This window comes from Bordetella genomosp. 5 (genome assembly GCF_002261315.1).
Classification (GTDB): domain Bacteria; phylum Pseudomonadota; class Gammaproteobacteria; order Burkholderiales; family Burkholderiaceae_B; genus Bordetella.
This window is the reverse complement of the sequence record NZ_NEVP01000011.1, coordinates 79451-105884: the sequence shown is the minus strand read 5'-3', so window position 1 is coordinate 105884 and position 26434 is coordinate 79451. Positions and strand designations below refer to the sequence as shown.

The 26434-nt window shown below is 68.7% G+C and carries 17 protein-coding genes and 3 tRNA genes; 7 read left to right on the top strand and 13 right to left on the bottom strand.

The window, feature by feature from the left end:
• Positions 1-43: 43 nt before the first annotated feature.
• Positions 44-3649, bottom strand: a complete 3606-nt coding sequence (locus CAL25_RS17550; protein WP_094802330.1) for an ABC transporter ATP-binding protein/permease — start codon at positions 3647-3649, stop codon at positions 44-46.
• 91 nt (positions 3650-3740) lie between these two features.
• Between CAL25_RS17550 and CAL25_RS17545 the strand changes: the two genes are divergently transcribed.
• Positions 3741-4736: a LysR substrate-binding domain-containing protein gene (locus CAL25_RS17545; protein WP_094802328.1), complete on the top strand. Its 996-nt coding sequence runs from the start codon at positions 3741-3743 to the stop codon at positions 4734-4736.
• An 83-nt stretch (positions 4737-4819) separates the two neighbouring features.
• Positions 4820-6199: an MFS transporter gene (locus CAL25_RS17540; RefSeq protein WP_094802326.1), complete on the top strand. Its 1380-nt coding sequence runs from the start codon at positions 4820-4822 to the stop codon at positions 6197-6199.
• 103 nt (positions 6200-6302) lie between these two features.
• Here the strand turns inward: CAL25_RS17540 and CAL25_RS17535 are convergent, their stop codons facing one another.
• Positions 6303-8393 carry a TonB-dependent receptor family protein gene (locus CAL25_RS17535; protein WP_094803235.1) on the bottom strand — a complete coding sequence of 697 codons (2091 nt, stop codon included), beginning with the start codon at positions 8391-8393 and terminating at the stop codon, positions 6303-6305.
• A 263-nt stretch (positions 8394-8656) separates the two neighbouring features.
• On the opposite strand from CAL25_RS17535, the gene CAL25_RS17530 reads away from it, so the two are divergent.
• Positions 8657-8733 (top strand) — tRNA-Arg (locus CAL25_RS17530).
• A gap of 136 nt (positions 8734-8869) precedes the next feature.
• Positions 8870-8946 (top strand) — tRNA-Arg (locus CAL25_RS17525).
• A gap of 100 nt (positions 8947-9046) precedes the next feature.
• On the opposite strand, the gene CAL25_RS17520 is transcribed toward CAL25_RS17525, so the two are convergent.
• Both CAL25_RS17520 and CAL25_RS17515 read right to left on the bottom strand, forming a co-directional pair.
• Entirely contained in the window at positions 9047-9475 is a 429-nt protein-coding gene (locus CAL25_RS17520) for a type II toxin-antitoxin system VapC family toxin (protein ID WP_212590918.1), read from the bottom strand.
• A complete protein-coding gene (locus CAL25_RS17515) occupies positions 9472-9726 on the bottom strand; it encodes a type II toxin-antitoxin system Phd/YefM family antitoxin (protein WP_094802323.1) in 255 nt (84 codons plus the stop codon). Before CAL25_RS17515 ends, CAL25_RS17520 begins: the two co-directional genes overlap by 4 nt.
• 233 nt (positions 9727-9959) lie before the next feature.
• On the opposite strand from CAL25_RS17515, the gene CAL25_RS17510 reads away from it, so the two are divergent.
• The 3 genes from CAL25_RS17510 (at position 9960) to CAL25_RS17500 (ending at position 11562) form a co-directional block, all read left to right on the top strand.
• Positions 9960-10253 (top strand): ArsR/SmtB family transcription factor, encoded by a 294-nt coding sequence (locus tag CAL25_RS17510; RefSeq protein ID WP_094802322.1) that lies wholly within the window; start codon positions 9960-9962, stop codon positions 10251-10253.
• Between the two features lie 46 nt (positions 10254-10299).
• On the top strand, positions 10300-11412 hold the full coding sequence (locus CAL25_RS17505) for an alkene reductase (protein WP_094802321.1): 1113 nt from the start codon (positions 10300-10302) through the stop codon (positions 11410-11412).
• A gap of 73 nt (positions 11413-11485) precedes the next feature.
• Positions 11486-11562 (top strand) — tRNA-Arg (locus tag CAL25_RS17500).
• A 65-nt stretch (positions 11563-11627) separates the two neighbouring features.
• On the opposite strand, the gene CAL25_RS17495 is transcribed toward CAL25_RS17500, so the two are convergent.
• From CAL25_RS17495 to CAL25_RS17455, 9 genes are all read right to left on the bottom strand, one after another.
• Positions 11628-13370, bottom strand: coding sequence for an AMP-binding protein (locus CAL25_RS17495; protein ID WP_094802320.1), 1743 nt, complete (start codon positions 13368-13370; stop codon positions 11628-11630).
• A gap of 113 nt (positions 13371-13483) precedes the next feature.
• Positions 13484-14032, bottom strand: a complete 549-nt coding sequence (locus CAL25_RS17490; RefSeq protein ID WP_094802319.1) for a PaaI family thioesterase — start codon at positions 14030-14032, stop codon at positions 13484-13486.
• Positions 14033-14036: 4 nt separating this feature from the next.
• Positions 14037-15236 (bottom strand): acetyl-CoA C-acyltransferase, encoded by a 1200-nt coding sequence (locus tag CAL25_RS17485; RefSeq protein ID WP_094802318.1) that lies wholly within the window; start codon positions 15234-15236, stop codon positions 14037-14039.
• A 13-nt stretch (positions 15237-15249) separates the two neighbouring features.
• Entirely contained in the window at positions 15250-17640 is a 2391-nt protein-coding gene (locus tag CAL25_RS17480) for a 3-hydroxyacyl-CoA dehydrogenase/enoyl-CoA hydratase family protein (protein WP_094802317.1), read from the bottom strand.
• A 66-nt stretch (positions 17641-17706) separates the two neighbouring features.
• Complete coding sequence (locus CAL25_RS17475) at positions 17707-19026, bottom strand: OmpP1/FadL family transporter (RefSeq protein WP_094802316.1); 1320 nt, start codon at positions 19024-19026, stop codon at positions 17707-17709.
• A gap of 82 nt (positions 19027-19108) precedes the next feature.
• The gene (locus CAL25_RS17470; RefSeq protein ID WP_094802315.1) at positions 19109-21118 is read right to left on the bottom strand and encodes a 3-hydroxyacyl-CoA dehydrogenase NAD-binding domain-containing protein; all 2010 of its coding nucleotides are present in this window, start codon (positions 21116-21118) and stop codon (positions 19109-19111) included.
• Entirely contained in the window at positions 21115-22419 is a 1305-nt protein-coding gene (locus CAL25_RS17465; RefSeq protein ID WP_094802314.1) for an acetyl-CoA C-acetyltransferase, read from the bottom strand. The genes CAL25_RS17470 and CAL25_RS17465 overlap by 4 nt, the downstream gene beginning before the upstream one ends.
• Before the next feature lie 12 nt (positions 22420-22431).
• Entirely contained in the window at positions 22432-24777 is a 2346-nt protein-coding gene (locus CAL25_RS17460) for an acyl-CoA dehydrogenase (protein WP_094802313.1), read from the bottom strand.
• A gap of 35 nt (positions 24778-24812) precedes the next feature.
• On the bottom strand, positions 24813-25484 hold the full coding sequence (locus CAL25_RS17455) for a TetR/AcrR family transcriptional regulator (RefSeq protein ID WP_094802312.1): 672 nt from the start codon (positions 25482-25484) through the stop codon (positions 24813-24815).
• Positions 25485-26434: the final 950 nt, after the last annotated feature.

Below are 26434 nucleotides of genomic sequence, written 5' to 3'. Positions count from 1 at the left end.
TGTTTAACCAAATGAATCAGTTTCGTACAGAGTCGCCGCGGCGTCAGGCCGCCACGCTGCCCAGGGCCTGGTGGCGGATCAGCCGGGCGTAGTGCCCGCCCCGCGCGAGCAGGTCGGCGTGCGTGCCCTGTTCGGCCAGTCGGCCCTGGTCGAGCACGAGGATCTGATCGGCCTCGCGGATGGTGGACAGGCGATGCGCAATCACGAGCGTGGTACGTTCGCGCATCAGCGCGTCGAGCGCGCCGCGCACCTGCACCTCGCTCAGGGTGTCGAGATGCGAGGTGGCCTCGTCCAGGATCAGGATCGGCGCGTTCTTCAGGAAGGCGCGCGCGATGGAGATGCGCTGGCGCTGGCCCCCGGACAGCTGCATGCCGCGCTCGCCCACCGGCGTGGCGAGCCCTTGCGGCAGGGCCGCCACGAACTCCGACAGCGCCGCGCGGTGCAGCGCGGTCTGCACGTCGGCATCGCTCGCGTCGGGGCGGGCCAGGCGGATGTTGGCGGCGAGCGTGTCATTGAACAGATAGGTGTCCTGGGTGACCAGCGCCACGTGGTCGCGCAGATTGTCGAGCTGCAGCTCGCGCACGTCGGCGCCCCCGATCCGGATCGCACCCTGGTTCACGTCCCAGAAGCGCAGCAGCAGGCTGGCGATTGTGCTCTTGCCCGCGCCGGAGGCGCCCACCAGCGCCACCGTGGTGCCCGGCGCGATCGCGAAGCTCAGGCCGGTGAGGGTATCGCGCGCGGCACGCGGATAGCGGAAGCCCACCTGTTCGAACGCGATGGGCAGGCCGCCCTTGGCGCGCGGAAGCTGGCGCGGACCGTCGGTGACGGGCACCGGCTCGTGCGACACCACGTGCAGCCGGCGGCTGGCGGCCACCGTGTCGGCCAGCTGGCGGCTGACCTGCGAGATCTCCGAGACCGGCAGGAACGTGGCCAGCGCCACGAGCACGAGCAGCGGCACCATGGCCGGATCCAGCGCGCCGGCGCCTGCCAGCAGCGCGCCCGTCACCGCGACCGCCAGACCGCCCAGGCCCATCGCCACTTCGAACCAGGCGTTCTGCGCGGACAGGTCGTCGAGAATCGCCTGGCGGCGCTGGCCGTAGCGCTCGGCCAGCGCAAGGAACTGCGCGCGGCGGCGGTCCGTGGCCTGGAACGCGGTCAGGTCGGCCAGTCCCTGGATGGTGTCGGTCAGGTGGGCGCTCATCTCGCCCAACGCGGCGCGAGCCTGTTCGCCCAGCGCGTCGACGCGCCGCCGTCCGCGCACCGGCGACAGCATCGCGTAGCCCAGGAAGGGCAGCAGCGCGAGCGCCACCGGCCAGCTGTACACGGCCAGGAAACCGAGCACGGTGGCGGGCACCAGCACCGACACGATGGCCGGCGCGATGGTGTGCGCGTAGAAGTATTCGATCATCTCCACATCCTGCGTGGCCAGCGCGACCAGGTCGCCCGAGCGTCGCTCGAGCAGGTAGGCCGGCGCGAGCTGTTCGAGCTTGTCGTAGAGATTGACGCGCATGTCCGCCAGCAGCTTGTAGGCCATGGCGTGTGCCAGCCACGACTCGAGCCAGTGAAACAGGGCCGCCAGCGGAGCCACCACGAGCAGGGCGCCGATCAGCAGCCCGGTGGGCTCGCCGTTGCGCAGTGCCGCCACCACCAGCGCGCTCAGCGCGCCCACGCCGATGAAGGCCGCCACGCGGGCCACGCCGAGCACGATCGTGGCGACCAGCGTGCCGCGCCATGGCCGCACCACCGACAACAGCGTGCCCAGCACGCCGCGCCAGCCCACGTGCGCGGCGTCGTCGTCGAGCGCGCGCGGCGTGGCGCCAGTGGGCGCGCCGGCGTCGGGTGTCGTGTCGTGGGCCGCCGTGGCGGCGCCGGCGAACGCCGCTGGCGCGGCCGCACCCTCGGCGGCGGGCTGCCCCGCGGGCGGCCGCTCGGCCTGCTCGCGCATCAGCCGGTGATAGAGGCCGCGCGCCTGCATGAGCGCGGCGTGCGTGCCCGACTCGACCACGCGGCCCTGGTCCAGCACCAGCGTGCGGTCGGCCCCGATCACGCTGGCCAGGCGATGCGCCAGGATCAGGGTGCTGCGGCCGGCCATCAGGCGATCGAGCGCCTGCTGGATGAGGGCTTCGTTTTCGGAGTCGACCGACGACAGGGCCTCGTCGAGGATCAGGATGGGTGCGTCGCGCAGCAGCGCCCGCGCAATGGCGACGCGCTGGCGCTGGCCGCCGGAGAGCTGCAGGCCGCGCTCGCCCAGCCGCGTGTCGTAGCCCTCGGGCAGGGCCATGATGAAATCATCGATGTTGGCCGAACGCGCCGCCGCGCGGACCTGCGCCTGCGTGGCATCGGGCCGGCCGAGCCGGATGTTGTCGGCAATGGTGCCGTGGAACAGCGTGATGTCCTGGCTGACCAGCGCGATGCGCGACAGCAGGGCATCGTGGGCCAGGTCGCGCACGTCGTGCCCGCCGACGCGCACGCTGCCGGCCTGTGGCGTGACTTCGCCCAGCAACAGCCGCACGATGGTGGACTTGCCGGCGCCGCTGGGGCCCACCACGCCGACGCGCTCGCCGGCCGCGATCTCGAAGCTCAGGCCGCGGTGCGCCGGGCGTTCGGGCTGATACGCGAACGTCACGTTGTCGAAGGTAATCGTGGGCGCGAGCTGCTCGGGCGCCAGGCCCGTGGCGGCCGCGGGGCGGGCGTCTTCGCGGCGGGCGTCGTTGAGGGCATGGATACTGGCGGCGGCCGACTGGCCGAGCATGCCCTGATGCAGCACGGCGCGCAGATCGCGCAAGGGCCGGAAGATCTCGGTGCCGGCCATCAGCACGATGAGCAGGGCTTCGAGGCTCATGTCGCCCTGCGCCACGCGCATTGCGCCGAGGGTGATGGCGAGCGCGGCGCCCAGCGCCACGCCCAGATCGCTGATGCCACGCGTCAGTACGCTGACCGACAGCACCCAGAAGGTATGGTCCGACAGGCGGCGTGCCCGCTCGGCCAGACGCCGGCCGAAGCTCTTGCCCTGGCCGAAGGCCTTGAGGGTGGGCAGGCCCTGCACGGCGTCGAGGAACTCTTCACCGAAATCGTTCAGCGCGGCGGCGCGCGCGCGGCTGGCGCGGCGGTCGAGCGCATGGACCGCCGAGGGCCCGAACAGGGCGAACAAAGCGGCGCCGAGCAGCACCGCCGCCGTGGGCACGTCCCAGAAGGCGATCACGGCGAAGATGGCGATCGGTGCGATGAGCGAAATCGCGACCTGCGGCAGATAACGGCCGAAGAAGGTCTGCAACTGCTCGACGCCGTCGACCACGCTCAGCATGATGCCGCCGGTGCGCTGATTGGCGAACCAGGCCGGTCCGAGCGCGACGATGCGGTCGTAGAGGCCGCCGCGCAGGGTCTGCTGGATGGCGGTGGCGCAACGGTTGGCGGCGCGGGTGCGCAGATGATCGAGGCCGGCGCGCAGCACCACCATGAGCGCCGCGCAGAGGGCGGGCGTGACCCAGCTCTGCCAGGGCTGCTGGGCGAAGACGCGGGCCAGCAACTGGCCGAGGAAGACGTAGCGCGCGATGCCGGCCAGCAGCGCGGCCAGGCCGAGCAGCACGCCGCCCGCCATGCGGGCACGCAGTCCGGCGGTCATGAGCCAGAGACGGTAATCAAAGTACATGGCAACTCCTTTCCATGCGCGCATCTTGCTTGAGCCGGCGCCGCCTGAAAATCGATAGTTTTTCAATCGTGGGTTGAGATAGACTCAACCCATGCCCAAAACCCCGCCCGTTTCCGCCGCGCAGCACATGCCGCCGCTGGCCGCCCTGCGTGCCTTCGAGGCCGTTGCGCGCCTGGGAAGCCTGAGCAGCGCGGCGGCCGAACTGCACGTCACGAAAAGCGCCGTCAGCCACCAGTTGCGCGGGCTGGAGGCCGACCTGGGTGTAATCCTGCTGCACCGAGGCGGCACCGTCAGGCGGGCCCAGGTGACCGAAGCCGGCGCGGATCTGCTGGCCTCGGTCCGGCAGGCGCTCACGCTGCTGGCCACCGCCTGCCGCAACACCCGCGCGGCCGCTGCCGGGCGCGGCCGCCAGACGCTCAATCTTTCGGTCAACCCCTCGCTCGCCGCGCTCTGGCTGGCGCCGCGCATCGGCCGCTTCATCGCGCTGCATCCGGGCATCGATGTGCAGGTGTTCCTGCACGCCAATCTCGATCCGGCCTGGCAGACGCAGGACATCGACCTGGCCTTCCTGCATGTGCGCGACAGCGGCCCGCGCGGGCCGGCGCCGGGCGATCTGCCCTTCCTGGGCGAAACGGTGGTGCCGGTCTGCAGCCCCGAGCTGGTGCCGCCGTCGCGCCGCGCCGACCCGGCGGTGCTGCTCGAACATCGCTGGCTGGCCGAGCGCCACATCGATAGCCCCGAAACCGATTGGCGCACCTGGTGCGCACGCTTCGATCTGCCCGACCATCAGGCCCATGAGCCCGTGGTGCTGAGCGGCATGAGCACGCTCGTGGCCGCGGCCGTGGCGGGCGTGGGCATCGCGCTGGGCCGCTCGCCGCTCATCGACGAAGAGCTCGCGAGCGGGCGTCTCGTGCCGCTGGTGCCGCAGGCCCGCATGGCGGGATCGTGGGGCTACGTGATGCGCCAGCAGGACCATCGGCCCGTCAGCGCGGCCCTGCCCACCCTGGTGGAGTTCCTGGCCGAAGAAGGGCGCTCGAGCCTGGAGTTGCGCGCGCGCCTGCGCTCGGCGCCCGACGCCGACACCTGAGCAGGCGGCGCGGGGGCGGGAGTATAGTCAGCGCTTCGCCTCCCTTCCGACCACGCCGCGCGGGTGCCCGTGCGCGTCCGATCATGCTGTCCTTCTCCCGCAACGAGTTGTACCCGGCCGGCGACGGCCTGCCCGCAGAGCATCGCCTGGGCGCCATGCTGGCCGTGATGATCGCCGTGGCGATGGCCAGCCTCGATACCGCCATCGCCAACACCGCGCTGCCCACGATCGCGCGCGACCTCGGCGCCGCCGATTCCTCGTCGATCTGGGTCATCAGCGCGTTCCAGCTGGCGATGGTCGCGGCGCTGCTGCCCGCCGCCGCGATGGGCGACGTCTACGGGCATCGCAAGATGTATATGGGCGGGCTGTTGCTGTTCAGCGCCTCGTCGCTGGCCTGCGGCCTCTCGACCACGCTGCCGGAGCTGGTGCTGGCCCGCACGATGCAGGGGCTGGGCGCGGCCGGCATCATGGGCGTGAACGGCGCGCTGGTGCGCTTCATCTACCCGTCGCATTCGCTGGGGCGCGCGCTCGGCACCAATGCGCTGGTCGTGGGGCTGGCCTTCGCGGCGGGTCCGACCGTGGCCTCGGTCATCCTGTTGTACGGCTCGTGGCACTGGCTGTTTCTCGTGAACGTGCCATTGGGTCTGATCGCGGTGGTGCTGGGCTTGCGAGGCCTGCCCGCGACCGAACGTTCGGGTCACCGCTTCGATGCCCGCGCGGCCGTGCTGTGCGCGGGCTTTCTGGCCTTGCTGGTGCTGGGCCTCTCGGAGCTGGCGCATCATGCGCCGCCGTTGCGCGTGACGGCCGAACTCGCGGGCGCCGCGCTGTGCCTGGCGCTGCTGTTGTGGCGGCAGGCCGGTCATCCCGCGCCGATCCTCGCGGTCGATCTGCTGCGCCGTCCGGTCTTCGCGCTGTCGGCCGCCACGGCGATCTGTTCGTTCGCCACGCAGGCACTGGCTTTTGTGTCGCTGCCGTTTTTGTTTCAGCAGGTCCTGGGCTACACGCAGGTCGAGACCGGCTTCCTGATCACGCCGTGGGCCGTGGTGGTGGCGCTGGTCGCGCCGCTGGCCGGCCGCATGTCGGATCGGCATCCGGCGGGTCTGCTCGGCGGTGTCGGGCTCGCGGTCATGGCGCTGGGCATGCTGGCCTTGGCGCTGATGCCCGCCGATCCGTCGGTGTGGGACATCGCCTGGCGCATGGCCGTCTGCGGCGCGGGCTTCGGCTTTTTTCAATCGCCCAATCTGCGCGCCATCATGAGCGCGGCGCCGCCGGGCCGCGCTGGCGGCGCGAGCGGCATGGTGGGCACCGTGCGTTTGCTCGGCCAGTCGTCGGGTGCCGCGCTGGTCGCCGCGTGCTTTCACATGTCGGGCCAGCAGGGCACGGTCTCCGCGCTGTGGCTGGGCGTGGCATGCGCCGGCGTGGCGAGCCTCGCAAGCTTCGCCCGCCTGCGCTTCGCCAACTGAGGCGAGCGGCGCGCGGCGAGCGGCGCGCGGCTAGCGGCGCGCGGCTAGCGGCGCGCGGCTAGCGGTGCGCGGCGCCCGGCCTGGTGCGCCAAATCCGCGGCGATCAGAACCGGTACGAGGCCGTCAGGCCGGCGCCCCAGGTGCGTCCCGGCGCCGGCTCGAAGTAGCGGGCGTTGCCTTCGTTCACGATGACCGAACCGGCATAGCGGCGGTCGAACAGATTGTCGACGCGCGCGAAGGCATCGAGCGTCCAGGGGCCCACGTGCCACAGATAGCCGGCCGACATCGCCGCCACGAAGTACGAAGGCGCGGCGTCGTTATTGGCGTCGTTCACGTAGATCTTGCTCAGGTAACGGCCTTCCACGCCCGCGTGCCAGCCCTGCGAGGGCGCCCAGCGCAACGCGGCGTAGGCAGCCTGTTTCGCCACGCCCGGGATCTGGTGTCCCGCCGCGATGCCGCTGCCCGCGACGTCGTCGCGGTACTGCGCATCGAGATAGGTGTAGGCGAAGTCGGCGCGCCAGTTCGACACGATCGGACCGCTCCAGGCGAGCTCGACGCCGTCGCGGCGCGTGCGGCCGGCGTTGCGATAACTGGTGCGGCCGTTCTGGCTGCCGGCCGAGACGATCTCGTCGTCGGTCGTGCTGTGGAACACGGCCGCGGTCAGCAGGCCCTGGCCCAGTCGGGTCTTCACGCCGGCTTCGAGGTTGTCGGACACGCTGGGCGCGAGGCCCAGGTTCAGGCCGGGTTGCAGGTCGGGGCGATACGAAAGCTCGTTGGTCGTGGGGGTTTCGAAACCGCGCCCGTACGACACGTACACGCTGGTGTCCGGCGTGATGGCGTGGCGCAGCGCCGCCACCGGCAGCGCCTTGCGATAGCGCGCCGAGCCGCTGTCGTCGCCGTTGCCCGGCGCGATGTAGCGGTCGTCGGAGCGAAAGCGCACGCTGCTCACGCGCACACCGGCGTCCAGCGTCCAGCGCTCGGCGAACTGCCACGAGGCCTGCAGGTACGGGTCGATGTTGTAGGTTTCGTTGCGCTCGTCGCGGCGCAGCGCGCCCTTCACGCCCAGCGTGGGCGCGGCAATCGATCCGGTGTAGTTCTGGTAGCCGCGACGCGTCTCGCGCAGCGTGTCGTAGGCCAGGCCGCCCACCAGCGTGAAGGGCTGACCGGCCACGCGCAGACGCGAGGTCCAGCGCAGGTCGGCGCCGCCGTAGTCACGCTGCAGATCGATCACCCCGCCGGCCTGGCCCGGATTGAGCTGGGCGGCGGGCGGGATGGACTGGAACTGCGTCGTCTCGCGCTGGCCGTAATAGACCATCACGCGCAGATCGTTGTCGGCATTGACCGCCCGCTCGTACAGCAGGCCGCCCTGGGTCTGTTGCACCGTCTTGCGCGTGTTGTATTGCTCGGCCAGCGGGGCCTGGCGCGGGTCGCTTTCGAACTGCGCGCGGGTCAGCCCGAGCGGGTCGTTGGCGGTGAGGTCCACGCTGTTGAGCACGAACGTGAGGCGGCTGTCGGCATCGGGGCGCAGTCCGATCTTGGCATTGGCCAGGTTCTTGCGCGCGCCGCTGTGATCGCGATACCCATCCGTGGTGAAGCGCGACAGGCCGACCACATAATCGATGTCGCCCACGCCGGTGCCCGTGGCGCCGCTGGCCTGCGTGCTGTAGCGCCAGGTGTTGTCGCTGCCGGCCGCCACGCTCGCGGTCAGGCTGGGCGGACGCGCGCCGTCTTCGGTGTAGACCTGGATCACCCCGCCCGACGAGTTGCCATACAGCGCCGAGAACGGCCCGCGCAGCACCTCGACGCGGCTGGCCGTACCGATGTCGATGTTCGAGGTCTGGCCCTGTCCATCGGGCATCGTGGCGGGAATGCCATCGACATACAGGCGCACGCCGCGCACGCCGAAGGTCGAGCGCGCACCGAAGCCGCGCACCGAGATCTGCAGATCCTGGGCGTAGTTCTGCCGGTTCTGCAATTGCAGGCCGGGCACACCGCCGAGGTTTTCCGACAGATTGATCTGCATGGCATCGGCGCGCAGCTGCACGCCGTCGACGATGTCCACCGACGCGGGCGTATCGATCAGGCGGGTGTCGAGCCGGGTGCCGCTGACCGTGACGACGGGAAGGGTGGCATCGGCGGGGGGCTGCGTCTGCGCAACCGCGAGCGCGGGGGCGAGCAGCCAGGCATGACGCAGGAAACGGGCAAGGGGACGAAGCGTGGGAGCAAAGCGGGAAACGGGGGGCACGGGCAAAGCCAGGTCGGAAAAGCGGGAAGGGGGCGATCGTACCGCAGCGCGGCAGGCGTTCGTCGCCGTGTCTCTGTCCTCACCAAGGTAATTCAGGTGGCCGTCAGGCACAAGCGCAGGGGTGGGACGCGTCTGTCAGGCACGGTCGGCAGGGTGACCGCCGCCCTCGATTTGTGCGCCAGACCAGGGCATGTTATAAACACGCCTTTGCAGCGCCCGTAGCTCAGTTGGATAGAGTACTTGGCTACGAACCAAGGGGTCGTGGGTTCGAATCCTGCCGGGCGCGCCAAAATTCCGAAAGGCCTGTGAGCATCGCTCGCAGGCCTTTTGTCTTTGCGCGGGGCCGCGCGCGGTGACGGGTTTGCGTCGTTTGTAATCATGACTGGACAAAGCCCGAATTCGCGGTATAATTTCGCCTCTTTACAGCGCCCGTAGCTCAGTTGGATAGAGTACTTGGCTACGAACCAAGGGGTCGTGGGTTCGAATCCTGCCGGGCGCGCCATATTCGAAAGGCCTGCAAGCATTGCTTGCAGGCCTTTTGTCATTGAGGTCGGGGTTCGGGTGTCAGGGCTCGGGTGTCGGGCGTCGGCGATTGGCCCCGACTATGCGTCCCAGGTCCACGGATTGAGGATGCTGACGCCCGACGCCACGAAATCGCCCGCGTTTCGCGTCACGACGGTCATGCCGTGCACGAGCGCAGTGGCGGCGATGAGACTGTCCGACAAGGGTTGCGTATCGGGCACATGAAGCTTCGCGCATCGCTGCGCGACGGCCGCATCGACAGGCAAAATGCGGTGCGCGAAGGCCGGCAGGACATGTTGGTTGAGCCACGTGCGCAGCAGTGCACCCTGTACCGGGTCTTTGCGTTCGGCCAGCAGGACGCCGATTTCCAGTTCCTGCAACGTGACCACGGAAATGAAGAGGTCGGCTGCGCTCACGCTGACGGACCAGTGCGCTACCCGTTTGTCCGCCTTGCCGCTGCGCACCTTGCGCAGCTCCGAAACGACGTTCGTGTCGAGAATAAACATCACGACAGGTCCGCCGGTCGAGCGAGATCGCGCGACCGTGGGATCTCCAGTCCGCAATCCTCGGCGCCCGGCATCGCCAACAAATCGGCGATGGTCTGCTGACCGGCAGTCAACCGCCGGTAGTCCTCGATGGTCAGTAACACGTGGGCTGGCTTGCCGCGATCCGTGATGAAGACGGGGCCTTCCTTGGCGGCTTTTTTGGCCTTGGTGACGTCTTGATTCAGCTCCCGGCTGGATAGTGTCGTGACGGTCATGATGGGCTCCAATACTCATATTTGTAGGTACGTTACTACAATGATCTAAGGTTTGCCGGGGCTCTGCCACGAGCAGCGGTCCGATCTACCCAGTCTATTGCGGCGAAATCCGGGGCGGCGCCCCGGCTGGACAATCCCGACACGGATGTCTATAGTCGGGAAGGGTAAATCGTTATATCGCGATATATGCATATACCCCGGCGGCAGGGCCCCGATGGCACGTTGATCTCCTCATGGACCGCGATCTCATTCTCAAAGCGCTTGCGCATCCGCTGCGCGTCGACATTCTGAGCTGGCTCAAGGAGCCGGAGCGGCATTTCGCCGGGCAGGAGCACCCGCTGTCCGAAGGCGTGTGCGCCGGCATGTTCGAGCGCTGCGGGCTGTCGCAGTCCACCGTGTCGGCGCATCTGGCCGTGTTGCAGCGCGCCGGGCTGGTGCGGACCCGCAAGGTAGGGCAGTGGGTCTTCTACCAGCGCGACGAGGCTGTCATCAGGGCGTTTCTTCAGGACCTGGACGCCCATCTCTGATGCGCCCGGGAGCTATCGCCACATTCACTCTTTTGCGAGGTACTCCATGTCCACTCTGTTCGATCCCGTGACCGCGGGTGATCTCAAGCTGGCCAACCGCATCGTCATGGCGCCGCTCACGCGTAATCGTTCGCCCAACGCGGTGCCGCTGCCCATCACGGCGACCTATTACGCGCAGCGCGCGAGCGCCGGGCTGCTGATCACCGAAGCCACCGCCATCACGCATCAGGGGCAGGGATATGCCGATGTGCCGGGCCTGTACGCGCCGGAGCAGCTCGAGGGCTGGCGCCGCGTGACCGACGCGGTGCATGCCAAGGGCGGCAAGATCGTGGTGCAGATGTGGCACGTGGGCCGGATTTCGCACAATTCGCTGCAGCCCGGCAATCAGGCTCCGGTCGCGCCGTCGGCCGTGCAGGCCAATAGCAAGACCTTCCTGATCGATGCCGAGGGCAAGGGGAGTTTCGTCGCCACCTCGGTGCCGCGCGCGCTCGAGCTCGACGAGCTGCCCGGCATCGTGGCCGATTACCGCCGCGCGGCCCGCGCCGCGATCGAGGCCGGTTTCGACGGCGTGGAGCTGCACGCGGCCAATGGCTATCTGATCGACCAGTTCCTGCGCAGCGGCAGCAACAAGCGCACCGATGCGTATGGCGGCAGCATCGAGAATCGCGCGCGCCTGCTGTTCGAGGTGATGGACGCGCTGACCGACGAGATCGGCGCGGGCCGTGTCGGCATCCGGCTCTCGCCCGTGACGCCCGCCAACGACGCGAGCGACGATCAGCCCCAGCCGCTGTTCGACTACGTGGCCGGCAAGCTGGGCGGCTATGGTCTGGCCTATGTGCACGTGATCGAGGGCGCCACCGGCGGCCCGCGCGATTACAAGCAGGGCGAGCGGCCGTTCGACTACGCCGCCTTCAAGCAGGCCTACCGCGATGCGGGCGGCAAGGGCGCCTGGATGGTCAACAACGGCTACGACGGCAAGCTTGCCGAGGAGGCCGTGGCGAGCGGCGACGCCGACCTGGTGGCCTTCGGCAAGGCCTACATCGCCAATCCGGATCTGGTCGAACGTCTGCGCCAGAAAGCCGGCCTGAACGAGGCCGACAAGAGCACGTTCTATGGCGGCGGCGAGCGCGGGTACACCGACTACCCCACGCTGGCCTGAGGCGCGCGCGAGGGGCGGTTTTCGGCGCGCTTGGATAATTCCAAAAAACCCGCTATACTTTCGCCTCTTTACAGCGCCCGTAGCTCAGTTGGATAGAGTACTTGGCTACGAACCAAGGGGTCGTGGGTTCGAATCCTGCCGGGCGCGCCATATTCGAGAGGCCTGCAAGCATCGCTTGCAGGCCTTTTGTCTTTTGTGCGTTTTTTTTTTAACGGTCACGGCGCGCTGGCGCCGGTCGGCCCCGACGCGCTGGCGTTGGTCGCCCCCGGCGCGCTGGCGTCGGCCGCCCCCGACGCGGTCGGGTCGGTCGGCGCCGGGCGCAGCTCGCGGCGCAGGATCTTGCCCACGTTGGTACGTGGCAGATCGTCGCGAAACTCCACGCTGCGCGGCACCTTGTAGCCGGTCAGGTACTTGCGGCAGTGCGCGATGAGCGTCTGGGCGTCGAGCTGCGGATCGTTGCGGATCACGAACAGCTTCACGGCCTCGCCGGAGCGTTCGTCGGGCCAGCCGACCGCGGCCACCTCGCGCACGCCAGGGCAGGCCGCGGCCACGTCTTCGATCTCGGTGGGATAGACATTGAAGCCCGAGACCAGGATCAGGTCTTTCTTGCGGTCCACGAGATACAGAAAACCGCGGTGGTCCACGTAGCCGATGTCGCCGGTGCGCAGATAGCCGTCCGGAAAGAAGGCCTGCGCGGTCTCTTCGGGCTGGCGCCAGTAGCCGCTCATGATTTGCGGTCCGCGCAGGCAGATCTCGCCCACCTTGCCCTGTTCGAGCTCGTTGCCTTCTTTGTCGCGCACCGACAGGTCCATCGACGGCACCGGCAGCCCGACCGAACCATGGAAGTCTTCGTCGCGCAGCGGATTGAGCGAGACCGCGGGCGAGGCCTCGGTCAGGCCGTAGGCCTGCGCGAGCGGCGTGCCGGTGATGGCGAGCCAGCGCTCGGCCACCACGCGTTGCACCGCCATGCCGCCCCCCAGCGTGATGCGCAGCTTCGAAAAATCCAGTTGCTCGAAATGCGGGTTGTTCAGCAGCGCGTTGAAGAGCGTGTTGACGCCGGTGAAGCAGGTGAAGGGCGTCTTTTGCAGCTCGCGGATGAAGCCGCGGATGTCGCGCGGATTGAGGATCAGCAGGTTGCTGGCGCCCAGGCGCATGAAGGTCAGGCAGTTCGCCGTGAGGGCGAAGATGTGATACAGCGGCAGGGCCGTGACGATGCACTCTTCTCCTTCGGTGACGTACGGGCTCACCCAGGCGTGGGCCTGGCACAGATTGGCCACCATATTGCCGTGGCTCAGCATGGCGGCCTTCGCCACGCCGGTGGTGCCGCCGGTGTACTGAAGAAACGCCAGGTCGTCATGGCCGAGGGGCACCGGCGTTGCGCCTTGATGCCGCGCGATGTCGCGCCACCGCACCGACCCCGGCAGCTGCCAGGGTGGCACCAGCCGCTTCACGCGCCGCACCACGAAGTCGACCAGCCGGCCCTTGAACGCACCGAGCTCGTCGCCGACCGTGGTCGTGACCACGTGCGGCACCCGTAGCCTGTCCTGTACTTCGGCGAGGGTGTGGGCGAAATTTTCGGCGATGACGATCGCGCTGACTTCCGCGTCGGCAAGTTGGTGTTCGAGTTCGCGCGGGGTGTACAGCGGATTGCAGTTCACGACGACGCAGCCCGCGCGCAGTACGCCGAACAGCGCGATCGGATACTGCAGCAGGTTGGGCATCATCAGCGCGACGCGGTCGCCGCGGCGCAGGCCACGCGACTGCAGCCAGCCTGCGAACGCGCGCGAGCGCCGGTCGAGCTCGGCATAACTGAGCGTCGCGCCCATGCTGATGAAGGCCGTCTTGTCGGCGTAGCGCTGGCAGCTGTCTTCGAGCAGCGCCACCAGCGACGGGTAGGCCGAGGTGTCGATCTCGGCGGGGACGCCGGGTGGGTAGCTTTGCAGCCAGAGTTTTTCCATGCTCCGTTCCGTGTGAACCTGCGGGCGGTGAGGCGCATGATCCTGTCGTGGATGCCGCGCCCGCCAAAGGGTATCGCCATCGCGTTGGCGCGGCAACCGCGCGCCCCCGCCGCTCAGGGCGGCGAGCTGTCGGTGCTCGCGGGTGAGGGCGCGGGCACGGCGCCCGAGGTCTTGCGTTGATAGAAGGCCTTGTCGGCGATGTACACGGTGCGCTCGACGACCGCGTACACCAGCCCCTCGGCGTCTTTGAGTTCGACGGTATAACTGCGCGTGGTTTCGTGGTCGCGCGCGAGCGCCGAGCGCACCTGGGCCAGCTCTTCTTCAGGCAGGGCGAAGTCGGCGTAGATCGTGTCGTAGGCCGGCCGGCGGTAGCGGATCGAAGCCGACTTGTCCCACACGATCACGTCGCGGCCCAGCGCCAGCATCAGCATCGTGGGGTGCGCGCCGTCGGTGATGGCAAAGAGCGAGCCGCCGTAGAGCGAGCCCACGATGTTGCGCGTGCGGCGCGTGAGCCTGAGCCGGATGCGCAGCGAGCGGAAGTCCGAGGCCACCCACTCGACGCGTCCGCCCGTGGCGCGAAACGCCGGATGCAGATTGAACCCGATGCGCAGCAGCGGGGCGCGCCAGGCGGGCGGCAGCCGTTCGAGCCATTGCAGCTTCACGATGTCAGAGTGCCTCGAACACCCCGGCGGCGCCCATGCCGGTGCCGATGCACATCGTGACCATGCCATAGCGCTTGCCCGTGCGCCGCAGGCCGTGCAGCAGCGTCGCCGTGCGGATGGCGCCGGTGGCGCCCAGCGGGTGGCCCAGCGCGATGGCGCCGCCCAGCGGGTTCACCTTGTCGGGGTCGAGCCCGAGTTCGCGCATCACGGCCAGCGATTGCGCGGCGAACGCTTCGTTGAGCTCGATCCAGTCGAGCTGGTCCTGGGTGATGCCGGCGCGCTCGAGCGCCTTGGGGATCGCGTAGGCCGGGCCGATGCCCATGATCTCGGGCGGCACGCCCGCGACCGAATACGACACGAAGCGGCCGAGCGGCTTCAGGTCGAACTCGCGCAGAATGCGTTCGGACACCAGCACCACGGCGCCGGCGCCATCGGACATCTGCGAGCTGTTGCCCGCCGTGACGCTGCCGCGCGCGGCGAACACCGGGCGCAGCCGGGCCAGCGCCTCGGCCGAGCTGTCCGGCCGGGGGCCTTCGTCGACCTCGGCCAGCCGTTCGACGACCTTGATGGCGCCGGTGTGGCCATCGGGCACGTGCGTGCGGATCAGATAGGGCGTGGTCTCGGCTTCGAAATGGCGCGAGGCGATGGCCTGGCAGGCTTTCTGGTGCGAGGCCAGCGCGAAGGCGTCCTGGTCTTCGCGCGAGACCTTCCAGCGCTCGGCGACCTTCTCGCCGGTCAGGCCCATGCCGTAGGCCATGCCGAGCGAATCCTCGTGCGTGAAAATCTCGGGATTCATGGCGACTTTATTGCCCATGATCTGCGGCATCGCGCTCATGGATTCCGTGCCGGCGCCGATCATGATGTCGGCATCGCCCTGGCGGATGCGGGCAGCGGCGTCCGCCACGGCCTGCAGGCCCGAGGCGCAGAAGCGGTTGACCGTGACGCCGGCCACCGACTGGGGCAGGCCGGCCAGCAGCAGGCCGATACGGGCCACGTTCATGCCCTGCTCGGCTTCGGGCATGGCGCAGCCCGCCACCACGTCTTCGATGCGGTTGGCGTCGAGCCCGGGCGCCTGCGCGAGCGCGCCGCGCAGCACGGCGGCCAGCATGTCGTCGGGGCGCACGGTGGCGTACATGCCATTGCGCTTGCCGACCGGCAGGCGGGTGGCGGCGACGATGTAGGCGTCTTGCATGGTCTTGCTCATGTTCGGCTCCTTCTCAGTTGCGCAGCGGCTTGCCGGTGTCGAGGGTGTGGCGGATGCGGGCCTGGGTTTCGGGCGTGCGCAGCAACGCCACGAACTCGCGCCGTTCCACGGCCAGCAGCCATTCTTCGTCGACACGGGTGCCCGCTTCGACCTCGCCGCCGCACAGCGCGACGGCGGCGCTGCGGGCCACGCGGTAATCGTGGTCGCTGATCATGCCGCCCTCACGCATGTTGAGCAGCACCATCTCGAAGTTGGCGATGCCGGTACGCCCGGCGACCGGCACATCGCGCAGCGGCGGCGGAGGCGTGTGGCCCGCGTCGGCGGCGGCACGCGCTTCGCGCAGCGCCACCCACAACAGTTCGTCGGGATGGAACACCACGGTGTCGTGGGCCTGGGCATAGCCCATGTCGACGGCCTGCAGCGCGCTCTTGGCGACCTGCGCGGTGGCGATGTTCTGGAACACCGGCTGCAGATAGGGAAACACTTCGTTGGGCGTGGCGGTGGCCGCCGCCAGCGTGGCGGCCCGCGCGGCGAGCTGCTTGCTGCCCGCGCCGGCCGGGATCAGGCCGACGCCGGCCTCGACCAGACCGATGTAGCTCTCGAGCGCCAGCACGCGGCGATGCGTGTGCATCAGGAATTCGCAGCCACCGCCCAGGGCCATGCCCTGCACGGCGGCGACGGTGGGAATGGTGGCGTAGTGCAGCGCGAGCGAGGTGCGCTGGAAGGTCTCGACCATGCGCTCGAGCATGTCGAACTCGCCGGCCTGGCAGGCCTGATAGACCTGCTCGAGATTGGCGCCCACGGCGAACGGTGCGCTGTGCCAGAACACCAGGCCGTCGAAGTCGCGCTCGGCGCGCGCCACGGCTTCCTGGATGCCGGCCAGCACTTCGCCGCCGATGGTGTGATTCTTGGAGGTGAGCGAAAGAATGGCGATGCCGGGGTCTTGCGCGGGCAGGTTCCAGAGCCGCACGCCGTCCGCCTCCCAGACCGTCTGGCCGGGTTCGTCACGGGCTTCGCCATGCACGCGGTCGGGATAGAGCTGGCGCTGATACACGGGCAGCGCCGGGCGCGGCTTGTAGCTCTGTTCGCGCGCCGACCACGAGCCGGCCTCGGTATGCACGCCGGTGCGGGCGGGGTCCAGCGCCCAGTCGGGCAGGGCCACGTCGCTCATGGCGCGGCCCGCGGCGATGTCGGTGGCGATGGCACGAGCCACCTGCTGCCAGCCCGCGGCCTGCCAGGTCTCGAACGGGCCCTGGCTCCAGCCGAAGCCCCAGCGCATCGCCAGATCGAGGTCGCGCGCGTTGTCGGCCACGCTGGCCAGCTGCACGGCCGCGTAATGGAAGGTGTCGCGAAACAGGCTCCAGAGAAACTGCGCCTGGGGATCCTGGCTCGCGGCGAGCGCGGCGAAACGCTTGGCCGGATCGCGCTCCTTGAGGATCGCGGCCGTCTCGTCGGAAAGCTTGCCCGCCTGCGGCCGGTATTCGCCGGTGGCGGGATCCAGCACCTGGATCTCCTTGCCCACTTTTTTGTAGACACCCACGCCGCTCTTCTGGCCGAGCGCGCGGGCGTCGATCAGCGCCTGCAACCACGCAGGCGTCTGGAACCAGCGGTGCCAGGGGTCGTCGGGCAGATGCTCGCGCATGGTGCCGATCACGTGCGCGAGCGTGTCGAGGCCCACCACGTCGGCGGTGCGGTAGGTGGCGCTCTTGGGCCGGCCGATGCGCGGTCCGGTGAGGGCGTCCACGTCGTCGAAAGGCAGGCCGAGCCGCTCGGTGTGATGCAGCGCGGCCAGGATCGAGAACACGCCGATGCGGTTGGCGACGAAGTTGGGCGTGTCGAGCGCGCGGATCACGCCCTTGCCCAGGCGCGAGGTGAGCCAGGCTTCGAGCTGGTCGGCTACGCGCACGTCGGTGTGGCGGGTGGGGATCACTTCCACCAGGCGCATGTAGCGCGGCGGATTGAAGAAGTGGACGCCGAGGTAGCGCGGCCGCAGCGCCTCGGGCAGCGCGCCCGCGAGCGTTTCGATCGACAGGCCGGAGGTATTCGAGGCGACGACGGCGTGCGGCGCCAGGTGCGGCGCGATGCGTTCGTAGAGCGCGGTCTTCCAGTCGAGCCGTTCGGCGATCGCCTCGATGACGAGGTCGCATTGCGCCAGGGCCGGAAGGTCGTCGTCGTAGTTGGCGGGGCGGATCAGGCCGAGGCGGCTCGCCTGCGCAAGCGGAGCGGGTTCGAGTTTTTTCAGGCCGGCCAGGGCCTTCTTGACGATCCCGTTGCGGTCGCCCTCGGGCGCCGTCAGGTCGTACAGCGTCACCGGGACGCCGGCGTTGGCCAGGTGGGCGGCGATCTGCGCGCCCATGACGCCGGCGCCCAGGACGGCGGCGTGCTTGACGGTGAACTTGCTCACGAATACCTCCTGTGTAGGCGTCCGGGTCCCGCGGGGCCCCGGACGGATGCCGCTTGCAACGCGGCGTCAGAAGCGCGTCGACACCTGCAGGCCGACGATGTTGCCTTTACCACTATACGTGCCCGCGACGCGGCCTTTGGTGGCCGCGCTGCCGGACGTGGTGTCGATATCGACGTCGCGCAGATAAAGATAGGCGTACGACAGATCGACGGTGGTGTTCGCCGTGGGGGCCCACTGCACGCCCGTGGCGAACCACCAGCGGTCGGTGTCGGGCAGCGAGGTCGGCCGATCGCTCGTGCGGTGCACCGGCGACTGGTCGAACGCCACGCCCATCTTCCATTTCCATTGCGGAGCGAACTTGTAGTTGGCCCCGACCGCGACGCGCCAGGTGTCGCGGAATCCCAGCGGCAGCGTGTCGGTCGGGCCGCCGTCGTTCTTGATCTTGAGCTCCTGGATGCTGCTCCAGCCGGTCCAGGAGATGTCGCCCAGCAGTTCCCACTTGTCGTTCAGCTGATGCGCGCCGCTCAGGATCAGGGTGTCGGGCAGATCGACGTTCGCGGTGGCGTCATAGGACACGGCGGTCGTGCCGCCCGGGATCCGGATGTTGTCGACGTCGGTCGTACCCTTGGCCTTGTAGCGGATCTTGGAGCGATACGACAGACCGATACGGGTCGCCTCGGTGGGCTGCAGCATGAAGCCGACGTTCCAGCCCCAGGCGTCGTCGTCGAGCTTGAGCTTGGCGTCACCGGTGCTGAACACGCCCGGAATGGGCAGGGCCGCGACGGTCTTCTTCTTGTACTCGGCATCGATGCGCTGCCAGTTCAGACCGAAGCCCATCGAGAATTGGTCGTTGACCTTGTAGGCCACCGTGGGGTTGATGTTGACGGTGCGGATGTCGAACTTGTTGGAGTGGTACTGGCCCACCCAGCCATCGTCGTATTCGGTCATGAGACCGAACGGCGCGCCCATGCCGATGCCCAGATACCACTGCTCGTTGACCTGCCAGGAGAAATAGGCGTTGGGCACGATGCCCAGGCTGCCGGCGTCGCCGCCGTTGCCACCGGTCGGCACGCTGCCGTTGAGCCCGGTGCCGGGCAGGCCCGGCGCGCTGGGATTGCGGCTGTTGCCGTTGTCCCGGAACTTGAACGACGGCCAGATGAAGTTGACGCCTGCCGTGGCGTTGCGACCCGGCAGCGCCGTGATGCCGGCCGCATTGAAGTACATGACGCTGGCGTTCTCGGGATTGGCGGCGGAGCCGGCATAGGCATTGCCCAGGCCGCTGGCGTTCTGTTCGAGCAGTTGAAAGCCGGCCGCGTGCACGTGGGCGGCGCCCAGCGTGCCGAGCGCCGCGCACAGTGTCTTCAGTGCGAGGGAACGTCGATTCATGATGGCTTGTCTCCGGTGGTGTTTTGTCTCTTTGTTGCTGCAGGGTGACGCAGGTGCTGCCTCGCCGGCTGGAATCGTTGTTTCAGGGGTCACTGCGGCCGGTCTCTGTGAATGTCGCATTCGGGGAAAGCGTGGGTTCGATGGGGCCGGGCGGACGGACTCGCCCGCCCTGGTTGTCGCGGTAGTGCAGCGGGCCGCCGGTAAACGGCGCGAAGCCGGTGCCGAAGATCACGCCCGCGTCGGCCAGATCGGCGTCCGCCACGACGCCGTCGGCGACCTGGCGCGCGGTGCGCTCGATGAGCGGCGTGACGAGCCGCTCGGCCAGGCCGGTGGGCGGGGTGCCCGCCTGGCCCTTCTGAGCGCGGCCGTTCTGCCAGCGATAGAAGCCGGCGCCGGTTTTCTTGCCCAGATCGCCGCGGGCCGTGCGCTCGCGCAGGCAGCGCGGCGGCTCGGCCTGCTGGGTGAGTTGTTTGCCCGCGTCCAGCACGATATCCAGACCCACCGTGTCGGCGAGCTCGAGCGGGCCCATGGGCATGCCGAACGCCGTCAGCGCGGCATCGATCGTGGCCGGGGCGATTCCTTCGTCGACGCAGCGCATGGCCTCCAGCAGGTAAGGCGCCAGCACCGCGTTGACCAGGAACCCGGGCGCATCGTGCACCGGCAGCGGCAGCTTGCCGAGCTGGGCCACGAAGGCCGCGGCGCGCTGGCCCGCCTCGGGCGTGTCGCCGGGGCAGGTGACGATCTCGACGAGCGGCATTTTGGCCACCGGGTTGAAGAAGTGGATGCCCACCAGACGCTCGGGCCGCTGCAGCACGCTGCGCAGCCGCGCCAACGACAGGCTCGACGTGTTGGTGGCGAGCAGCGCGCCGGGTTTGAGGCGCGGCTCGAGACTGCGATAGAGCGCTTCCTTGACCTCTTCGCGCTCGCTGATGGCCTCGATGACGAGGTCGGCGCGCGCCACGCCGCGGCCCTCGGGGTCGGGCGTCAGGCGATCGAGCGCGGCGCGGGCGGCGCGCTTGTCCTTGAGGCGGCGCGCGTACAGCGTGGCGGCGCGGCCCAGGGCGGGCGCGATCAGGGCGGTATCGCGATCCTGCAGCGTGACGCTCATGCCCTTGTAGGCGCACCAGGCGGCGATATCGCCGCCCATCACGCCGGCACCCACCACATGCACGTGGCGGATGGGCACGGCCGGTTCGCCGCGCGCCACGCCTTTGAGGCGCTCTTGCAGGCGGAACACGCGCACCAGATTGCGGGCCGTGTCGGACTGCACCAGGCGAGCCGTCTGCTCGCGCGCGCGCAGCGGGTCGCCGTTGTGTTTTTCCCAGGTGTCGATGATGGCGAGCGGGGCCGGGTAGTGGCCGAGCGGGTCTTTGGCCTGCACCTGCTTGCGGGCGCGGGCGGCGACCAGGCCGCGCAACGGACGCCAGTTGAGCAGGCCGCCGATGCCGCGCGCGCGCCGGCGCGCGCGGCCCGACAGCACCTGCTGGCGCGCGGCGGCATCGAGCAGCCGCACCGGCACGCGCGCGTCCGCCAGGCCGAGCGCGGCGGCGCGGCGGGCGTCGATACGGCGGCCGGTGAGCATCATGTCGAGCGCCGCGGGCGCACCGATCAGGGCTGGCAGGCGCTGCATGCCGCCCCACGCCGGAAAGATGCCCAGCATCACTTCGGGCAGCGCCAGCGCCGTGTCGGGCGTGTCGGCGACGAGCCGATAGCGGCAGGCCAGCGCGAGCTCGAGGCCGCCGCCCAGGCAATTGCCTTCGATCAGGGCCAGCGTGGGGTAGGGGGCGCGTGCGAGCCGGTTGAAGGTGGTCCAGCCGCGCTCGACCAGCGCCTGGGCGTCGTCCGCCGAGCGCACGTCGCCGAATTCGTCGATGTCGGCGCCCAGGATGAAGCCGGTGGACTTGCCCGAACGGATCACGAGACCCTGCGGACGATCGGCCTGAAGCGCGTCGAGGACCTGATTGAACTCGCGCAGCACATCGGCCGAGAGCGCGTTGACCTTGCTGCCGGCACGATCGATGGTGAGCCACGCGAGGCCGTCGGCGTCGCGCCGCAGCTGCCAGTGTTGCCAGAGGGGGGCTTGCGTGTTCATGCGGCCTCCGAGGAGCGAGCGGGCAGGGTTTCGACCAGCATGGCGCCACCCTGGCCGCCGCCGATGCAGATGGCGGCCAGGCCGCGGCGCAGATTGCGCGCGCGCAGGGCCTCGAGCAAATGCAGCACGATGCGCGCGCCGGACGCGCCGACCGGATGCCCGAGCGCGATGGCGCCCCCGTCGACGTTCAGGCGCTCCAGATCGAGCGCGCCCCAGGCGTCGGTGCCGAGCTCGGTGCGGCAGTAGTCGGGATCCTGCCAGGCGGCCACGCAGCCCAGCACCTGGGCCGCGAAGGCTTCGTTGATCTCCCAGAGATCGAGGTCGTTCAGGCCCAGGCCGTGGCGCTGCAGGATGGGCGTGGCCGCGTGCACCGGCCCGAGGCCCATGAACGCGGGATCCAGGCCGGCCCATTGGCTGTCGGTGATGCGGCCGATGGGTTCCAGGCCCCAGCGCGTCACGGCGGCTTCGGAGGCGAGCAGCAACATCGCGGCGCCGTCGGTGACCTGCGAACTGTTGCCGGCGGTGATGTTGCCCCAGGGCTTGTCGAACACCGGTTTGAGTTTGGCCAGACGCTCCACCGACGAGTCGGGACGCACGCCGTCGTCGTCGGGATAGAGCGTGCCGCGGCCATCGACGAGCGGCACGATCTCGCCCAGGCGGCCCGCCTCGCGCGCGGCCAGTGCGCGCTGATGGCTGCGCACGGCGTAGCCGTCCATCTGGGCGCGGCTGATGTGAAAGCGCGTGGCGACGTTTTCGGCGGTCTGGCCCATCGAGAGCCCCACCACCGGATCGGTCAGACCCTTGAGAAGGCCGATGACCGGCGCGAGGTCGCGCAGACGCAGCTTGCCCAGCTGCTTGAGCTTGGCGAGCGGGCTGCGCGCGGCGTACCAGTGCGCCAGCCAGCGCGTCATGTCATCGGAGAGCAGCAGCGGGGCGCGCGACAGCGCGTCGACGCCGCCCGCGAGGACCAGGTCGCTGCGGCCGAGCTGGATGTTGGCGATGGCGCTGTCGAGCGCCTGCATGCCCGATGCGCAGTTGCGCATGACGGTCCAGCCGGGCACGCGATCGCCGCAACCCAGCCGCAGTGCGATGACGCGGCCGATATTGATTTCGTCGGGCGAAGGCGAGGCGCAGCCCACGATCACTTCGTCGAGGTCGGTGGGCGCGAACCGCTGGCGCAGCAGCAGGGCACGCCCGGATTGCACCGCGAGGTCCGCCGCCGAAAAAGGCCCGGGGCCGGTGCGCGCCTTGAGAAAGGGCGTGCGCGCGCCGTCGACCACGTATATCGGTTTGAACGTCATGCAGAAAGCTCCTCAGGCGGCACGGCGCGCCGCGGGGCGGGCCGCGCCGGTCACGCCCAGGTCGAAGGGGAAGTCGTCAACGCCGATCACGCGGTCGCGCAGGCGGTTGCGTTCGGCAATGATGGCATAGTCTTCCGCGCCGAGGGCGCCGGCCGCGTGCGCGGCTTGCGCTATGTCACGCACATTGGCGCGCGGGTCGCCATCGAGCACGCCGCTCTTTTCGAGCGCACGCAGCCGCTGTTCGGCCGGCTCGGCCGCCAGCGTCGCGGCGAGTGCGCGCTCGAGCACGCCCACGGGCTCATCGTCATTCGCGGGCAGATAGCAGCCGGCGGTCAGCCGGTCGCGCGTGCCTCCGGGCGCGATCAGCCGCTGCGCGACCTCCTGGCCCAGCCGGTCATCGGGCGCCACATGAGGCTGACCCCAGGGATAGACGATCACGCGCAGCAGTCCGGCCACGGCCCGTTGCGGCAGATTGGCGAGCACGCCGTCGAACGCTTCCTGCGCGCGCAACAGCGCATCCTGCAAGGCCCAGTGCGCAAGCGGCGCGTCTTCGGCCTGACGGCCTTCGTCTTCGAAGCGCTTGAGCACGGCGCTCGCCAGGTACATCTGGGCCAGCACGTCGCCCAGCCGCGCAGAGATCCGCTCGCGCCGCTTGAGGCTGCCGCCCAGCACCAGCATGCAGGTGTCGGCGGTCAGGGCGAAGGCCGCGGACAGGCGCGAAAGCTGCCGGTAGTACGGCAGCATGTCGCTCGCGGCATCGCGCGGCGCATGCGCCAGGCGCGCGCCGGTGAGCGCGGTGCCGAAGGCCCGTGCGGCATTGCCGATCACGAAGCGCACATGCCCCCAGAACGCTTTGTCGAAGGCACGGAGCCCCTCGTCGCGCTTGGGATGCTGCGCGGCCTGCATCTCGGCCAGCACGTGCGGATGGCATCGGATCGCGCCCTGGCCGAAGATGATCAGGCCGCGCGTGAGGATGTTGGCGCCTTCGACGGTGATGCCGATGGGCAGTTGTTGATAGGCGCGGCCAAGGAAGTTCTGCGGTCCGAGGCAGATGCCCTTGCCGCCGATGATGTCCATGCCGTCGTTCACGACCTGGCGCGCGCGCTCGGTGACGTGATACTTGACGATGGCCGACACGACCGACGGCTTCTCGCCCAGATCGATCGCGCCCGCGGTCATGGTGCGCGCGGCATCCATCGCATAGGTGTGCCCGCCGATGCGTGCCAGCGCCTCTTCGACCCCTTCGAACTTGCCGACCGGCAGCCGGAACTGACTGCGCACGCGCGAGTAAGCGCCGACGGTGCGGGCGGTGAGCTTGGCCATGCCGGTGTTCGACGAAGGCAGCGAGATCGAGCGGCCGGCCGCCAGGCATTCCATCAGCATGCGCCAGCCCTGTCCGGCCATGGCCGGACCCCCGATGATGAAATCCAGCGGCATGAACACGTCGGTGCCGCGCGTCGGGCCATTCATGAACATCGCATTGAGCGGGAAGTGACGGCGGCCCGTGTCCACGCCGGGGTGGTCGTGCGGCACCATCGCGCAGGTGATGCCGATGTCGCGGCGCGCGCCCAGCAGGCCGTCGGGATCGTAGAGTCGGAACGCGAGGCCCAGCAGCGTGCAGACGGGCGCCAGCGTGATGTAGCGCTTGTCCCAGGTGACGCGCATGCCCAGCACCTCGCGGCCCTGCCATTCGCCTTTGCAGACGATGCCGAAGTCGGGGATGGCGGCCGCGTCCGAGCCGGCCCAGGGGCTGGTCAGCGCGAAGGCGGGAATCTCGTCGCCGCGCGCCAGACGCGGCAGGTAGTGGGACTTCTGCGCGTCCGTGCCGTAATGCAGCAGCAGCTCGGCGGGTCCGAGCGAGTTCGGCACCATCACCGACACCGCCAGGGCCGAGCAGCGCGTCGACAGGCTGGTAACGATCTCGGAATGGGCATACGCCGAGAAGCCCAGGCCGCCGTAGGCTTTCGGAATGATCATGCCGAAGAAGCCGTCGCGCTTGAGCTTGTCCCAGACCTCGGGGGGCAGGTCGTAGCGTTCCTGCGTGATGTTCCAGTCGCTCACCATCTCGCACACCGCGCGCGTCGGGCCCTCCAGAAAGGCCTGCTCTTCGGCGCTCAGGCGCGGACGCGGAAACGCCAGCATGCGCTCCCAGCGGGGCTTGCCGCTGAAGAGCTCGCCTTCCCACCACACGGTGCCGGCCTCCAGCGCGTCGCGCTCGGTGTCCGACATCTGGGGCAGGGCCTTGCGGTAAGCCGTGAGGATCGGCGTCGTGAGCAGCGCGCGGCGCACGGGGGCCACGATGAACACGAGCGTCACCAGCACAAGCAGGATGAGCAGGATGGCGAGAGCGGCTGTCATGAGGTCTCCGGGAGGGCAGTGGGGGCGAGGGCGTATCAGGCCGCGGCGGACGGCGGCAGCGGGGCACGTAGTCCGCCCAGCAGAAAGCTCATCAGGCGGGGCAGCAGCAGTTCGGGATCGTCTGCCTGCTCGCGCTGATCGGGCACCCAGCCGGTCACGATGCGCAGGGTGTCGGTGCCCATGATGGCGTACGAGGTGGCGCCCAGCATGAACTGGAAGCGCCAGATGATTTCCGCGCGTGGCACGTCGGGCAGCGCCTCGAACAGCGCCTGGCGGTAACGCTCGATCACGTCGGCATATTCCTCCGCGAGCAGGGCACGCAGAAATCCGGCCGGATCGGTCATGGTGCGTTCGAGCAGGGGCAGGAAGTTCTTGCCCGCGTGATCGGGGTTGGCGGCCAGGCGCAGCAGCGTGCCGAAAAAGGCGTCCACGATCTGCGAGGGTTTGAGCGGCTTGCCCTCGGCCTTGGCCTGCATTTCGTCGAGCAGGCGCAGCCGCTCGCTGTTGACCACGGCCAGACGCCGTTTGAGCACCGCCTGAACCAGGGCCTCTTTGGAGCCGAAGTGATAGTTGACCGCCGCGAGGTTCACGCCCGCCGCGCCGGTGATCTGCCGCATCGAGGTGTTTTCGTGGCCGCGTTCGGCGAAGAGCTGTTCCGCGGTGTCGAGGATGGCGTCACGCGTGCTGGACAGGTTCGGATCGGACATGGACGTGACCATTCAAACGTTTGTTTGAAACCAATATACCGAGGTGCGCGGGAGGCCCCAACCCAGGGTTTCCCTAGTCACGACCACCCTGAAAACAGTGCCGGACTAATTTTTGCGGCGCAGCATGATTGCGATTCGGGCGTGTAAGAAAAATCCAGCAGAAACAATGCGTTGGCGAAGAGTTGTTGAAGTGAAGGATTAACTCTCCGCGACGGAATGCGCCCGTCACCGAGGCGGCACGGGACGTTTCGCCTCTCGAAAGGCGTGAGCGCCGGGCCGTGGATGCCTGTTCAATCGTGAGATTTGAGTGTTTTTTTTGTTTTCGGCGAGCGAAACAAAATGTGCTCGAAAATGGCTCTGATACAGAAATGATGTATCGGCCATTCTTCGTTGTTTGGGGCAACGCGATGATATGAAAGGAAAAATTGAGGCGCTCACGCGGGCGGAGACGGTTCGATAGCCATATATTCACAAATGTGTGATGACTCTTTTGGATAATCCTGGAGTACGCCTAAATATCGAGTTCGCCACGTATCAAGAAGCGGCATTATTGCGGTCTTGGCGGCTTGGAGAAATTTAATTCGGAAGATTTCTGGGGACTTGTCGGACGGCGGTGCGTACCGTTGGCGTAAGATGACAAGCTATATAAATCAATGAGATAGCGGTGGTATGGGCGGGCCGGACTGCCGGGCGTTACCCATCCGGTTGATATCCGCTGGCGGGTCGCGAGCGAGTGGTATGACGACCCGAAAAGTAATGCTTTCGGATTATTAAAAATTTAACGCACTAATTCCGAGGGCCGTAGATTGCTTTTACAGAATCCGACAAATATTATGTTTTCGTGCCCATCAGGTTGAAGCCGGAATGAGGAGGAGCAGTCCGGCGGCAGTTTTTCCGCGTTGCAGCAGCGGCGATCTGTGGGAAAGGAGCATCTCGCGTGGTGCGGGATT

Bases quoted from the DNA above. Each gene is read 5' to 3' on its own strand.
- CAL25_RS17550 (WP_094802330.1), bottom strand. From the start codon at position 3,649: ATGTACTTTGATTACCGTCTCTGGCTCATGACCGCCGGACTGCGTGCC.
- CAL25_RS17545 (WP_094802328.1), top strand. From the start codon at position 3,741: ATGCCCAAAACCCCGCCCGTTTCCGCCGCGCAGCACATGCCGCCGCTG.
- CAL25_RS17540 (WP_094802326.1), top strand. From the start codon at position 4,820: ATGCTGTCCTTCTCCCGCAACGAGTTGTACCCGGCCGGCGACGGCCTG.
- CAL25_RS17515 (WP_094802323.1), bottom strand. From the start codon at position 9,726: ATGACCGTCACGACACTATCCAGCCGGGAGCTGAATCAAGACGTCACC.
- CAL25_RS17510 (WP_094802322.1), top strand. From the start codon at position 9,960: ATGGACCGCGATCTCATTCTCAAAGCGCTTGCGCATCCGCTGCGCGTC.
- CAL25_RS17505 (WP_094802321.1), top strand. From the start codon at position 10,300: ATGTCCACTCTGTTCGATCCCGTGACCGCGGGTGATCTCAAGCTGGCC.
- CAL25_RS17495 (WP_094802320.1), bottom strand. From the start codon at position 13,370: ATGGAAAAACTCTGGCTGCAAAGCTACCCACCCGGCGTCCCCGCCGAG.
- CAL25_RS17485 (WP_094802318.1), bottom strand. From the start codon at position 15,236: ATGAGCAAGACCATGCAAGACGCCTACATCGTCGCCGCCACCCGCCTG.
- CAL25_RS17475 (WP_094802316.1), bottom strand. From the start codon at position 19,026: ATGAATCGACGTTCCCTCGCACTGAAGACACTGTGCGCGGCGCTCGGC.
- CAL25_RS17470 (WP_094802315.1), bottom strand. From the start codon at position 21,118: ATGAACACGCAAGCCCCCCTCTGGCAACACTGGCAGCTGCGGCGCGAC.
- CAL25_RS17465 (WP_094802314.1), bottom strand. From the start codon at position 22,419: ATGACGTTCAAACCGATATACGTGGTCGACGGCGCGCGCACGCCCTTT.
- CAL25_RS17460 (WP_094802313.1), bottom strand. From the start codon at position 24,777: ATGACAGCCGCTCTCGCCATCCTGCTCATCCTGCTTGTGCTGGTGACG.
- CAL25_RS17455 (WP_094802312.1), bottom strand. From the start codon at position 25,484: ATGTCCGATCCGAACCTGTCCAGCACGCGTGACGCCATCCTCGACACC.